Source organism: Citrobacter sp. CK206 (assembly GCF_030333125.1).
Lineage (GTDB): Bacteria > Pseudomonadota > Gammaproteobacteria > Enterobacterales > Enterobacteriaceae > Citrobacter_B > Citrobacter_B koseri.
The window spans coordinates 150,094-161,726 of the sequence record NZ_JAOWGM010000023.1; the positions used below are offsets into that span (position 1 = coordinate 150,094).

The window sequence follows — 11,633 nt, forward strand, 5'->3', positions numbered from 1 at the left end:
CCTGCGGGGCGATCGTCAGGATCGCCCCGATCCCAAAAACGAGTGTGAAACTATTTGATGTCTGGTCTCCACTGAACGGCAATCCGAGGTTCTGGATATGATTAGCGCATTCGATATTTTTAAGATTGGCATTGGACCTTCCAGCTCCCATACCGTAGGGCCGATGAATGCAGGAAAATGTTTTATCGATCAACTGACCAGCAAGGGTGATTTACTTCGCACGACGCGTATTACGGTTGATCTGTATGGATCGTTATCGCTGACCGGGAAAGGTCATGCGACGGATACCGCCATCATGATGGGGCTGGCAGGTAACAGCCCGCAAAACGTGAATATCGACGCGATTCCCACCTTTATTGAAGACGTAACGCGCAGCGGACGCCTGCCGGTGGCCGAGGGAGCGCACGTTGTTGATTTCCCGGTAGCAGACAGCATTCTCTTTCACGCCGAAACGCTACCGCGCCATGAAAACGGGATGCGTATTACGGCATGGAACGGGCAAGAGACGCTGTTGAGCAAAACCTATTACTCCATCGGCGGCGGGTTTATCGTCGAAGAGGAGCGTTTCGGGCAGGCGCATGATGTCGAAACGCCTGTGCCTTATGATTTTCACTCGGCCAGCGAACTGCTGAAACTGTGTGAGCGAAACGGGCTTTCGGTCTCTGGCCTGATGATGCAAAACGAGCTGGCGCTGCGCAGCAAAGAGGAGATTGACGCCGGATTCGCGCGCATCTGGGATGTGATGCACGCCGGGATTGAACGCGGTATGAACACCGAGGGCGTACTGCCGGGGCCGCTGAATGTGCCGCGTCGCGCCGTTGCGTTAAGGCGTCTGCTGGTCTCCAGCGACAGCCTCTCCAGCGACCCGATGAACGTTATCGACTGGATCAACATGTTTGCGTTGGCCGTCAGCGAAGAGAACGCGGCAGGAGGACGGGTCGTAACGGCGCCAACTAACGGCGCATGCGGCATTATTCCAGCTGTACTGGCCTATTACGATAAGTTCCGCCGTCCGGTGAATGCCAACTCGATTGCCCGCTATCTGCTGGCCGCGGGCGCGATTGGCGCGCTGTATAAGATGAATGCGTCTATCTCCGGTGCGGAAGTGGGCTGTCAGGGGGAAGTTGGCGTCGCCTGCTCGATGGCGGCGGCAGGGCTGACGGAACTGCTGGGCGGTAGTCCATCGCAGGTTTGCATTGCGGCGGAAATCGCGATGGAGCACAACCTGGGATTGACCTGCGATCCGGTGGCCGGGCAGGTGCAAATTCCTTGCATTGAACGTAACGCGATTAATGCGGTAAAAGCGGTGAATGCGGCGCGAATGGCACTGCGGCGGACGTCTGAGCCACGAGTGTCGCTCGATAAAGTGATCGAGACGATGTATGAAACCGGCAAGGATATGAACGATAAGTATCGCGAGACTTCGCGCGGTGGGCTGGCGATTAAGGTCGTTTGTACCTGAGGTGAATAGCCGTGCCTGATGGCGCTGCGCTTATCAGGCCTACGGTTTACGTACGTTTGCAGGCCGGAGAAGGCGCAAGCGCCGCCATCCGGCAATGAACTAATCAACATGGCATGATAAAAAAGGTGCACTTTAGTGCACCTTTTTTGTTGTGATCTGCTTCAAAAATAGAAATTCAATTCTTTATTTTGCTGAAAAAGAGAAAATATTTCTTAACTTTTAGAAATTACAGGGGTTTGTTTGTGAAGTTTTTCTCTGATCCTGCGCGTATGATTCCCTCACTACTCCAATAACTCGCCTGCGCACGACGTACCGCGTATCGCCTTGATGCGGCACGGAAAAATAATAAAAAACTCTACCTACATATTAAGCGAGAACGTAATGGAAACGGCAACGAATAACAGCGTAATACTCGACGCATCAGCTCCGGCGCGCCGGGCAGGGATGACCGAAAGCGAATGGCGCGAAGCCATTAAATTCGACAGCACCGACACGGGCTGGGTCATCATGAGTATTGGTATGGCGATCGGCGCGGGGATTGTTTTTCTCCCGGTGCAGGTCGGTTTAATGGGGCTGTGGGTCTTTTTACTCTCCTCCATTATCGGCTATCCCGCGATGTATCTGTTCCAGCGCCTGTTCATCAACACGCTGGCGGAGTCCCCGGAATGTAAAGACTACCCGAGCGTCATCAGCGGCTATCTGGGGAAAAACTGGGGCATCCTGTTAGGCGCACTCTACTTTGTGATGCTGGTGATCTGGATGTTTGTCTACTCCACCGCCATCACTAACGACAGCGCCTCTTATCTGCACACCTTTGGCGTCACGGAAGGTTTGCTCTCCGACAGCCCGTTTTATGGACTGGTGCTGATTTGCATTCTGGTGGCGATCTCGTCACGCGGCGAGCAGCTTCTGTTCAAGATTTCGACCGGCATGGTGCTGACTAAACTGCTGGTGGTCGCGGCACTCGGCGTCTCAATGATCGGGATGTGGCATTTGTACAACATTGGCGCGCTGCCGCCGATGGCGCTGTTGATTAAAAACGCCATCATCACCTTGCCGTTTACGCTGACCTCTATCCTGTTTATCCAGACCTTGAGTCCGATGGTGATCTCTTATCGTTCACGCGAAAAATCCATTGAGGTCGCACGGCATAAAGCGCTGCGCGCCATGAACATCGCGTTCGGCATTCTGTTTGTTACCGTCTTTTTCTACGCGGTCTCTTTCACCCTGGCGATGGGGCATGACGAAGCGGTCAAAGCCTACGAGCAGAACATCTCTGCACTGGCGATCGCCGCGCAGTTTATTAGCGGCGCGGGTGCGGGCTGGGTGAAAGTGGTCAGTGTGATCCTGAATATCTTTGCCGTTATGACCGCGTTCTTCGGCGTTTACTTAGGCTTTCACGAAGCGACTCAGGGAATTGTGATGAACCTGCTGCGCCGCAGAATGCCTGTCGAGAAGATTAACGAACGCTTCGTGCAGCGCGGCATTATGGTTTTCGCCATCTTACTGGCCTGGAGCGCCATTGTGCTGAATGCGCCGGTGCTGAGTTTCACCTCTATCTGTAGCCCGATCTTCGGCATGGTGGGATGTTTGATCCCGGCCTGGCTGGTCTACAAAGTTCCTGCACTGCACAAATACAAGGGCGCGTCTCTGTATCTGATTATCGTCACGGGTTTGCTGCTGTGCGTTTCTCCGTTCCTGGCATTTGCTTGATCTTCCTGAAAGTAAGGTTGTTGTTATGTTTGAGTCTACAGAAAATCCGTTATGGCAGCGTTTTATCCTCGCAGTACAAGAAGAGGTAAAACCGGCACTGGGATGTACGGAACCTGTCTCTCTGGCGCTGGCGGCGGCGGTTGCCGCGGCTGAACTTGACGGCGAAGTTGAACGCGTTGACGCGTGGGTCTCGCCGAACCTGATGAAGAATGGCCTGGGCGTCACCGTACCGGGCACCGGGATGGTTGGGCTTCCCATTGCGGCAGCGCTGGGGGCGCTTGGCGGCGATGCCAGCGCGGGGCTGGAAGTGTTGAAAAACGCCTCTTCGGGGGCGATTGCGGATGCGAAAGCGATGCTGGCTGCCGGGAAGGTGTCGGTGATGTTGCAGGAGCCATGCGACGACATCCTCTTCTCACGCGCTAAAGTGTACAGCGGCGATGCGTGGGCCTGCGTAACGATCGTCGGCGGGCACACCAATATCGTGCGCATTGAAACTCACACTGGGGTGATCTTTACGCAGACCGAAAGCGTGCAGGGGGAGGCGCAAGAATCGCCGCTGTCGGTCTTATCAAAGACCTCGCTGGAAGAGATTCTGGCGTTTGTGAATGCGGTGCCGTTTGCGTCAATCCGCTTTATTCTGGAGGCCGCCAGACTGAACGGCGCGCTGTCGCAGGAAGGATTGCGCGGCACCTGGGGGCTGCATATCGGGGCGACGTTGCAAAAGCAGTGCGCACGCGGTCTGCTGGCGGACGATCTGTCAACGGCGATCCTGATTCGCACCAGCGCAGCTTCGGATGCGCGGATGGGCGGCGCGACGCTGCCAGCCATGAGTAACTCCGGCTCCGGCAATCAGGGGATCACCGCGACAGTTCCCGTAATGGTGGTGGCGGAGCATGTGGGGGCGGATGACGAACGTCTGGCGCGCGCCCTGATGCTCTCGCACCTGAGCGCGATCTACATTCACCATCAGCTTCCACGCCTGTCAGCGCTCTGTGCGGCGACCACGGCGGCAATGGGGGCGGCGGCAGGAATGGCGTGGCTGATGGATGGCCGCTATAACACGATTGCGATGGCGATCAGCAGTATGATCGGCGACGTGAGCGGGATGATATGCGACGGCGCATCGAATAGCTGTGCGATGAAGGTATCGACCAGCGCGTCTGCGGCCTGGAAAGCGGTGTTAATGGCGCTGGATGATACGGCGGTAACCGGCAACGAAGGGATTGTGGCGCATAACGTCGAGCAATCTATTTCGAATTTGTGCGCGTTGGCCTGTCATGCAATGCAGCAAACCGACCGTCAGGTTATCGAAATTATGGCCAGTAAGGCGCATTAACCCTGTGGCGCGGGTTTGCCTGATGGCGCTGCGCTTATCAGGCCTACGGTAACTTGCGTTCGTAGGCCGGATAAGGCGTTTACGCCGCCATCCGGCATTGCGTTTGTCGATAATCAGAAGCCGCCTTTTCAGTTTGCCTGATGGCGCTACGCTTATCAGGCCTACGGTAACTTGTGTTTGTAGGCCGGATAAGGCGTTTACGCCGCCATCCGGCATTGCGTTTGTCGATAATCAGAAGCCGCCTTTTCAGGCGGCTTCATCTTCTTCCGCTAACCGGATCTCTGCATCCGCGACGATCGCTTCCAGTTCGGTTAGCATCTCCTCGTAGCCAAATTTCCCGGGCGCGTTTGCCGCATCCTGTGCTGCGGGTTGGGTTACGGATTGATGCTTTTTAGCCGATTTTTTGCTCACAGTCATAACTCCCTTATTTTTTCTGACTACACAGGCAAATCTATCAGTAAAGCGCGCAATGGCGTGTCGGCAACTAACGTTATGTTAGCTTCATCACGAATAAATGCGCCGTCGCCGCAGGTAAGCGCTTCTCGCTCCTCGTTATGCGTTACCGCATGAAACGTACCGTGAATCGACTGCAAATAGGCGCGTGGGCCATGCAGTTGAAAGCTCAGCGACTCGCCTTTTTTCAGCTCAATATGGTGCACCCAGACCTGCTGGCGTAATTGCAGGCTGTCCTGTTCTCCATCCGGGGAGGCGAGGAGTTGCTGTTTGCTCGCGGTTAGCGTGGTTTTCTGTACCAACGGGTTTTCCCGCTCAGGACAGGCGTCCAGCCATAGCTGCATCCTGGTAAGCGACTTATCTTTACTGAGATTATGCTCGCTATAGCTAATGCCCGGCTGCGTGGCGAGCAGCAGGGCTTCGCCCGCTTTCGCCTGGACATGATTGCCTTCGCTGTCGCGATATTCCGCTTCGCCTTCCAGAATCAGGTTTAAAATATCCACCTTCGGGTAGGTGCGCGGCTGGAAGGAGGCGCCCGGCGCCAGCACTTCCTGGTTGAGTACGCGCAGGGAGGCATAGCCCAGCAGTTTAGGGTCGAAGTAGTGTCCAAAGGAGAAGGTATAACGGGCCTGCAACCATCCGTAGTCTGCCTGTCCGCACTGTTTGGCTGTTCGGGTAGTAATCATAATTCTTGACCTCTCTTTACTTCCTTTTATGTTAAGGGGCTGGACGCTGCATTGTTAGCCAGATATTCTGCCCGGTATGTTCAAATTTCCTGAATGAGAACGATATGGCCAAAGAAAGGGCGTTAACACTGGAAGCGTTACGCGTCATGGACGCAATAGATCGACGCGGGAGCTTCGCGGCGGCGGCAGATGAGTTAGGTCGCGTACCATCCGCGCTCAGCTACACCATGCAAAAACTGGAAGAAGAGCTGGATGTGGTGCTGTTTGACCGTTCCGGCCATCGGACAAAATTCACCAACGTGGGGCGTATGCTGCTGGAACGCGGGCGCGTATTGCTGGAAGCGGCAGACAAGCTGACCACCGATGCCGAAGCGCTGGCGCGCGGTTGGGAAACGCACCTGACGCTGGTGACAGAAGCGCTGGTGCCGACCTCAGCCTTCTTCCCGCTGATTGACCGACTGGCCGCGAAAGCCAACACCCAGCTTTCGGTGATCACGGAAGTGCTGGCGGGCGCCTGGGAACGTCTGGAGCAGGGGCGGGCCGATATTGTGATTGCACCGGATATGCATTTCCGCTCGTCGTCAGAAATTAACTCCCGCAAGCTGTATACGCTGATGAACGTCTACGTGGCGGCACCGGACCATCCGATTCATCAGGAGCCGGAGCCGCTGTCTGAAGTGACCCGCGTGAAATATCGTGGTGTGGCGGTGGCGGATACCGCCCGCGAGCGACCGGTATTGACCGTGCAACTGCTGGACAAACAGCCGCGCCTGACGGTGAGTACCATTGAAGACAAACGTCAGGCTTTGCTGGCCGGGCTGGGCGTCGCGACCATGCCGTATCCGCTGGTCGAACAGGATATCGCGCAAGGAAGACTGCGGGTCGTCAGCCCGGAATCGACCAGCGAAATTGATATTATTATGGCCTGGCGACGCGACAGCATGGGCGAGGCGAAAGCCTGGTGCCTGCGGGAAATCCCGAAACTGTTTGCCAGCAGATAAGAGCGCAAGCCCGGTTTAGCCGGATGGTGGTGCAGGCGCTCGCGTAGGCCTGATAAGCGCAGCGCCATCAGGCATCTACCGGCTTCACTTCAGGGCAGAATTTTAGGGTCCTGCCCGAAACGGTTTTCGCCTGGCGTACCGTTCTGGCAGTTAAAGAGGATGATGACCAGCCAGCCAATAACAGGGATGAGGAGCAGTAACAGCCACCATGCGGAACGATCGGTATCATGCAACCGACGGAACTGTACTGCCCACCACGGTAAGAAAATCAGAATGCCATAAATGGTTGTCAGCACGCCTTCGCCCCCGGCGCGTTGCCAGCCGAACATCTTGTCCAGCACGCCCAGCACGAACGTAAAAATGACGTTGACCAGAATAAACATCCAGTACTCTTTACGACGCGCGCGGCCGCCAAAGCCGATATAGTTCTTCAATACTTTTAAATACCAGTCCATTTTCGCCTCAACATACGGTCAATCACTTGTTTTTAAATAAGAATAGCCGTGAATGGAATGGTGGTAAATATTCGAATGATTAATGTGTTTAATGCACCGGGCGGGTAAGGTGAGTCAGCGCCGCCATCAGGCTGTTTTCTGGTGGCGGCGTAAAGGGATTATCCCGCTTTTGCAAAGCGGACGTCGCGTCCGTGAGGCTCATTGAGATCCTGCAACGGGCCGATTGAGATAATCCCCGTCGGGTTGATGGTTTTGTGGCTACGGAAGTAGTGGTTACGGATATGGTCGAAGTTGACGGTTTCCGCAATGCCGGGCATCTGCCAGATATCGCGCAGGAAACCATAAAGATTCAGGTAATCGCTGATGCGGTATTTGTCGCACTTGAAGTGCGTAACGTAAACCTGGTCAAAACGCACCAGCGTGGTCCACAGGCGAATGTCCGCCTCGGTTAACTGGTCGCCGGTCAGGTAACGGTGCTGCCCCAGGATTTGCTCCAGACGCGCCAGTGACTCGAACACTTTCTCTACGGCTTCATCATAGGCCTGCTGGCTGGTGGCGAACCCGGCTTTGTACACGCCGTTGTTGACGTTGTCATAAATCCAGCTATTGAGTTCGTCAATTTTTCCGCGCAGGGCCGTCGGGTAGTAATCCCCGGCTTTGGCACCCAGCGCATCGAATGCGGTATTGAACATGCGAATGATTTCCGCCGATTCATTACTGACGATGGTGTGATTTTTTTTATCCCACAATACCGGTACGGTGACGCGACCGCTGTAGTGCGGATCGGCATGCAGATAGAGTTGATACAGAAACTCGTGTTGATACAGCGTATCACCGGTTGCCGCCGGGAAATTATCATCAAACGTCCAGCCATTCTCCAGCATCAGCGGATTCACAACAGAAACGGAGATAAACGGTTCCAGCCCCTTGAGCTTACGCAGGATCAGCGTGCGATGCGCCCACGGGCAGGCAAGTGAAACATACAGGTGATAGCGATCTTTTTCGGCGGCAAAGCCCCCTTCGCCAGTCGGGCCCGGCGCGCCATCAGCGGTGAGCCAGTTACGGAAAGCCGATACAGAACGTTGAAATTTCCCCCCCGTAGACTTGGTGTCATACCAGGTGTCATGCCATACGCCGTCAATCAGTTGTCCCATTTTCTCTCTCCTCCAGATAGCAAAAACGAGGAGAATATCCCCTCGTTTTTTGATTCAGTATAGCGTGCTTACCACTTTTTATTCAGGACGCGGTCGATGCTGAATGCGCCCGGACCTGTGATGGCCAGCAGCAGGAAACCGCCTGCGATGGTCAGGTTTTTCATGAACATCAGTGAGTTCACGCCTTCCGCAAAGTTGCTGTGGAAGATGAACGCGGTCAGCAGGGTAAAGCCTGCGGTAAACAGCGCCGTTGTACGGGTCAGGAAACCGAACAGAATCGCCAGACCGCCGCCAAACTCAAGCAGGATAGTCAGCGGTAACAGGAACCCCGGAACACCCATCGCTTCCATGTATTGTTGGGTACCCGCATAACCGGTGATTTTTCCCCAACCTGCGGTGATAAACAGAATGGGCATCAGAATGCGCGCTACCAGTACACCAACATCTTCTAATTTTTTCATTTTACTCTCCAGGGAACCACTCAGGCTGCTGATTTCATTTTTTGTGCAATCACGCGGAATGTCGCGTCGTTGCGGTTGATGGAGAGAATCATAAACGTGACATGTAACAATTGTTAGCAAGGAAAACTGTCAATAATTTTCAAAAATTTTGAGTGACAGGGCACAGATTGCCGAATGGCGGTGTAAACACCTTATTGGATCAACAGCAATGCGTAGGCCCGATAAGCGTAGCGCCATCGGGCGTTATGCCGGATGGCGAGGAGGAAGGGTGCAGGAATCAGCCGCGCAGCTGCTGTTTTCGGATCGTGCTTTTGACCAGCCGCCAGGCGCTCCAGATGCCAAAACCGCGTTTTGCCCAGCGCACCAGCAGATTTGGGTGGCGAATTGTCCAGATAGCCATAACGCTGCTGCCGACCAGCGCCCAGGAACGCAGGCTGATCAGCGTGTTCCAGCCGCGATCCCAGCTGTCCGTCGCTTCCAGCCAGTCGCGACGACCGGCTGAAAGGTCCAGCCTTTGCTGCTGGATTTGGCTGAGCAGCAACGCCTTACGCTTTTGACGTTCGACTTTACTGCTCACGGCTTATCATCCTCCAGAATTTGCCGGTCGTTAGCCAGTTCATGACGCGTATGGCGTAACAGCGTTGACTGGCGGGCTTTGTGTAACGTCCAGAGTCCGCCGATCAGCGCCAGAACCAGCAACACAACGGTGGTGGCGATCATCGCATTGAGGCGATACTGAGGGTCAACCGCCCAGATGATAAGCACCATCAGGCTCATCAGACCGAACGCCGCGAAAAGCATGGTCAGCCCCAGCATCAGCAGAAGCTGAAAGAGATTCGCTTTTTCCTCTTCCAGTTCCACAACCGCCAGTCGCAGTCGGGTTTCTACCATCTCAACAAGGATAGTGACAATCCGCTGCCCGATGCCCAGAACGCTTTTGCCTGGCCCCTGCGCGTGATGAGAATCCGCCATAATTAACGACGCGTCAGCAGTACGCCCAGCACCACACCAACGGCTGCGCCAATGCCGACGCCCGTCCACGGGTTCTCGCGTACATAGTCGTCAGCGCGCGCTGCGGCTTCGCGGGTTTGTTTGGCAATCGCATCGCCGGTTTCGCCCAGACGGTTGCGGCTTTCTTTCAGCGCGCGCTCGGCTTTGCTACGAATCTTACTCAACTCTTCTTTCGACTTATCGCCAGAGGAGCTAAGCACCTCTTCGAGCGTATCAGCCAGGGATTTCAACTCAGCGCGCAGATGTTCCGTAGTGTTATCTTTCGACATAGTTTTCTCCAGGTGAGTGAGTCGTTAACGTTTGATTTGACTTAGTAGTCGCGTGCCTCAAGCTTTTTCAGGTCATCCTGAGCTTCAGCCAGCTTGCGTTCACGTTTCGCAATTTTATCCGCATCGCCTTTTTGTTTTGCTTCGACCAGATCACGCTGACGTTCAGCAATCTCATCTTTTTGTTTTGCGATCTTTTTCTGATGGTCAGCACGCAGTTTACTGTCGGTGCAGTTTGCTCTGAGTTCGCTGAGCGCTTTATTCAAACCATTAATGCGGTTCTGGTTGTTGTGCTTTTCGGCGTAGCTAATTTCCTTCTGTATATCCTGCTCTTTTTCCTGACAGAGGGTATTGGCATAGCTGCCTGCACTGAGCGTGAAAAGGGTAATAGCGAAAGCGATGCGGTATTTCATTCTTGAACCTTCCATTGTGATTCGAACCCGTTACCGGGGGACGATGATCCAGGTCATAACACGGCGGACAATAAGTCCGCCTTATTAATCATAGTCAGTAAACGGCGAAATCACCAAAGTGGGTGATATGATTCGGATTCCTGGAAATTAACCGAAGCGATGTGGGTTATCCCGTAAGCGGGTCAACCACTGTACGGCCTGGCTGTCGCCGTTCTGTTGGGCGATGATATAGCCATGCGGCAACGTTCTGTCCAGCACGGCCTTAGCCGCCGCGCTTTGCGCGCTGGAGTCAAACGTAATGAGCAGCGCGTCATTTTGTGGCGTGATGCTTTTGAAGCGAATGCCGTTAGCGTCCAGATGATGCCAGATGGAAAAGCCGTCCGGCATACTGACGCCCTGATGGATGGCGCGAATGGCCAGCGTGGATTCCTGCTGGCGAATGGTCGACCAGACGAGAAAAAGCACGCTCATCAGCACGAGAAAAGAGGTTGTCCAGGCCAGTTGTCGAAGCGTTATGCGTGGTTTCACCATACTCTATCCCCGATTTCCGTATTTCTTTTTCCAGAGCACCACCAGCGAACCCGCCAGCCCAAAGACCAGCAGCACCACCGGCAGCAGCATCAGACATGACATCAGTTGGTCTTCGTACTTCAGGAATACAGGCGTTTTGCCCAGCAAGTAACCCAGCGAGGTCAGGATCAGGACCCACAACAACCCGCTCATCCAGTTAAAGAATTGAAAGCGCGCGTTATTAAGGCCGGACAGACCCGCGATAGTGGGTAACAAGGTACGAACGAAAGCGATAAAACGGCCAATTAACAGCGCGGACAGACCATGTTTATGGAACAAATGGTGAGCGCGCTGATGATAATGCGCGGGCAGATGCGACAGCCAGTTTTGTACAATACGCGTGTTGCCCAGCCATCGCCCCTGAATATAACTGACCCAGCAGCCCAGGCTGGCGGCCACGGTTAACAGCAGGAGCGTTTGCGGAAACCCCATTGCGCCTTTGGCGATAAGTACGCCGACCAGCACCAGCAAACTGTCACCAGGTAAAAAGGCGGCAGGAAGCAACCCATTTTCTAGGAACAAAATCATAAATAGTACGAAATAAAGCATGCCAATCATGGAAGGGTTGGCGAGTGTTTCAAAATCCTGAGCCCACAGGGCATTCAGTAATTGAGTCAATAGTTCCATTCAGTATTCCTGGAGAATCGGTTAA

Annotated in this window: 14 protein-coding genes and 2 pseudogenes; 5 read left to right on the forward strand and 11 right to left on the reverse strand. The window is 54.4% G+C overall.

All coding sequences use genetic code 11. The features are described 5' to 3' along the window. Positions 1-97: 97 nt before the first annotated feature. The 4 genes and pseudogenes from tdcG to OGX81_RS22100 all read left to right on the forward strand — a co-directional run. Positions 98-1,462, forward strand: coding sequence for an L-serine ammonia-lyase (gene tdcG / locus OGX81_RS07400; protein ID WP_012135249.1), 1,365 nt, complete (start codon positions 98-100; stop codon positions 1,460-1,462). A gap of 381 nt (positions 1,463-1,843) precedes the next feature. Continuing rightward, positions 1,844-3,175 carry an SLC5/6 family protein gene (locus OGX81_RS07405; protein ID WP_104868154.1) on the forward strand — a complete coding sequence of 444 codons (1,332 nt, stop codon included), beginning with the start codon at positions 1,844-1,846 and terminating at the stop codon, positions 3,173-3,175. Between the two features lie 25 nt (positions 3,176-3,200). Next, positions 3,201-4,511, forward strand: a complete 1,311-nt coding sequence (locus OGX81_RS07410; RefSeq protein WP_071257772.1) for an L-cysteine desulfidase family protein — start codon at positions 3,201-3,203, stop codon at positions 4,509-4,511. Positions 4,512-4,587: 76 nt separating this feature from the next. After that, positions 4,588-4,725 (forward strand): annotated as a pseudogene (locus OGX81_RS22100) (hypothetical protein); the annotation flags it as partial. Positions 4,726-4,757: 32 nt separating this feature from the next. Here OGX81_RS22100 and OGX81_RS07415 read toward each other — a convergent pair. Both OGX81_RS07415 and OGX81_RS07420 read right to left on the reverse strand, forming a co-directional pair. Next, the gene (locus tag OGX81_RS07415; protein WP_047463896.1) at positions 4,758-4,922 is read right to left on the reverse strand and encodes a protein YhaL; all 165 of its coding nucleotides are present in this window, start codon (positions 4,920-4,922) and stop codon (positions 4,758-4,760) included. 26 nt (positions 4,923-4,948) lie between these two features. Beyond that, positions 4,949-5,650 (reverse strand): pirin family protein, encoded by a 702-nt coding sequence (locus OGX81_RS07420; RefSeq protein WP_047461083.1) that lies wholly within the window; start codon positions 5,648-5,650, stop codon positions 4,949-4,951. Positions 5,651-5,754: 104 nt separating this feature from the next. On the opposite strand from OGX81_RS07420, the gene yhaJ reads away from it, so the two are divergent. Then, a complete protein-coding gene (yhaJ, locus tag OGX81_RS07425) occupies positions 5,755-6,651 on the forward strand; it encodes a DNA-binding transcriptional regulator YhaJ (RefSeq protein ID WP_012135243.1) in 897 nt (298 codons plus the stop codon). A gap of 89 nt (positions 6,652-6,740) precedes the next feature. Here the strand turns inward: yhaJ and OGX81_RS07430 are convergent, their stop codons facing one another. From OGX81_RS07430 to yqjA, 9 genes and pseudogenes are all read right to left on the reverse strand, one after another. After that, the gene (locus OGX81_RS07430; RefSeq protein ID WP_012135242.1) at positions 6,741-7,106 is read right to left on the reverse strand and encodes a DUF805 domain-containing protein; all 366 of its coding nucleotides are present in this window, start codon (positions 7,104-7,106) and stop codon (positions 6,741-6,743) included. A 158-nt stretch (positions 7,107-7,264) separates the two neighbouring features. After that, a complete protein-coding gene (locus OGX81_RS07435) occupies positions 7,265-8,260 on the reverse strand; it encodes a glutathione S-transferase family protein (RefSeq protein ID WP_049010352.1) in 996 nt (331 codons plus the stop codon). Positions 8,261-8,328: 68 nt separating this feature from the next. Continuing rightward, entirely contained in the window at positions 8,329-8,721 is a 393-nt protein-coding gene (locus OGX81_RS07440; RefSeq protein ID WP_012135240.1) for a DoxX family protein, read from the reverse strand. 277 nt (positions 8,722-8,998) lie between these two features. After that, entirely contained in the window at positions 8,999-9,298 is a 300-nt protein-coding gene (locus OGX81_RS07445) for a YqjK-like family protein (protein WP_012135239.1), read from the reverse strand. Next, positions 9,288-9,693, reverse strand: a pseudogene (locus tag OGX81_RS07450) (phage holin family protein). The gene OGX81_RS07445 and the pseudogene OGX81_RS07450 overlap by 11 nt, the downstream one beginning before the upstream one ends. A gap of 2 nt (positions 9,694-9,695) precedes the next feature. Then, entirely contained in the window at positions 9,696-10,001 is a 306-nt protein-coding gene (locus tag OGX81_RS07455; RefSeq protein WP_012135237.1) for an ElaB/YgaM/YqjD family protein, read from the reverse strand. Positions 10,002-10,042: 41 nt separating this feature from the next. Beyond that, the gene (locus OGX81_RS07460) at positions 10,043-10,411 is read right to left on the reverse strand and encodes a DUF1090 domain-containing protein (RefSeq protein ID WP_049010354.1); all 369 of its coding nucleotides are present in this window, start codon (positions 10,409-10,411) and stop codon (positions 10,043-10,045) included. Positions 10,412-10,558: 147 nt separating this feature from the next. Continuing rightward, positions 10,559-10,942: an EnvZ/OmpR regulon moderator MzrA gene (mzrA, locus tag OGX81_RS07465; protein WP_047461090.1), complete on the reverse strand. Its 384-nt coding sequence runs from the start codon at positions 10,940-10,942 to the stop codon at positions 10,559-10,561. 3 nt (positions 10,943-10,945) lie between these two features. Then, positions 10,946-11,608, reverse strand: coding sequence for a DedA family general envelope maintenance protein YqjA (gene yqjA, locus OGX81_RS07470; protein ID WP_012135234.1), 663 nt, complete (start codon positions 11,606-11,608; stop codon positions 10,946-10,948). Between the last annotated feature and the right edge of the window lie 25 nt (positions 11,609-11,633).

What these genes read in the sequence shown, in the direction of transcription:
- tdcG (WP_012135249.1), top strand. Translation starts at nt 98, where the DNA reads ATGATTAGCGCATTCGATATTTTTAAGATTGGCATTGGACCTTCCAGC.
- OGX81_RS07405 (WP_104868154.1), top strand. Translation starts at nt 1,844, where the DNA reads ATGGAAACGGCAACGAATAACAGCGTAATACTCGACGCATCAGCTCCG.
- OGX81_RS07410 (WP_071257772.1), top strand. Translation starts at nt 3,201, where the DNA reads ATGTTTGAGTCTACAGAAAATCCGTTATGGCAGCGTTTTATCCTCGCA.
- OGX81_RS07420 (WP_047461083.1), bottom strand. Translation starts at nt 5,650, where the DNA reads ATGATTACTACCCGAACAGCCAAACAGTGCGGACAGGCAGACTACGGA.
- yhaJ (WP_012135243.1), top strand. Translation starts at nt 5,755, where the DNA reads ATGGCCAAAGAAAGGGCGTTAACACTGGAAGCGTTACGCGTCATGGAC.
- OGX81_RS07430 (WP_012135242.1), bottom strand. Translation starts at nt 7,106, where the DNA reads ATGGACTGGTATTTAAAAGTATTGAAGAACTATATCGGCTTTGGCGGC.
- OGX81_RS07435 (WP_049010352.1), bottom strand. Translation starts at nt 8,260, where the DNA reads ATGGGACAACTGATTGACGGCGTATGGCATGACACCTGGTATGACACC.
- OGX81_RS07440 (WP_012135240.1), bottom strand. Translation starts at nt 8,721, where the DNA reads ATGAAAAAATTAGAAGATGTTGGTGTACTGGTAGCGCGCATTCTGATG.
- OGX81_RS07455 (WP_012135237.1), bottom strand. Translation starts at nt 10,001, where the DNA reads ATGTCGAAAGATAACACTACGGAACATCTGCGCGCTGAGTTGAAATCC.
- OGX81_RS07460 (WP_049010354.1), bottom strand. Translation starts at nt 10,411, where the DNA reads ATGAAATACCGCATCGCTTTCGCTATTACCCTTTTCACGCTCAGTGCA.
- mzrA (WP_047461090.1), bottom strand. Translation starts at nt 10,942, where the DNA reads ATGGTGAAACCACGCATAACGCTTCGACAACTGGCCTGGACAACCTCT.
- yqjA (WP_012135234.1), bottom strand. Translation starts at nt 11,608, where the DNA reads ATGGAACTATTGACTCAATTACTGAATGCCCTGTGGGCTCAGGATTTT.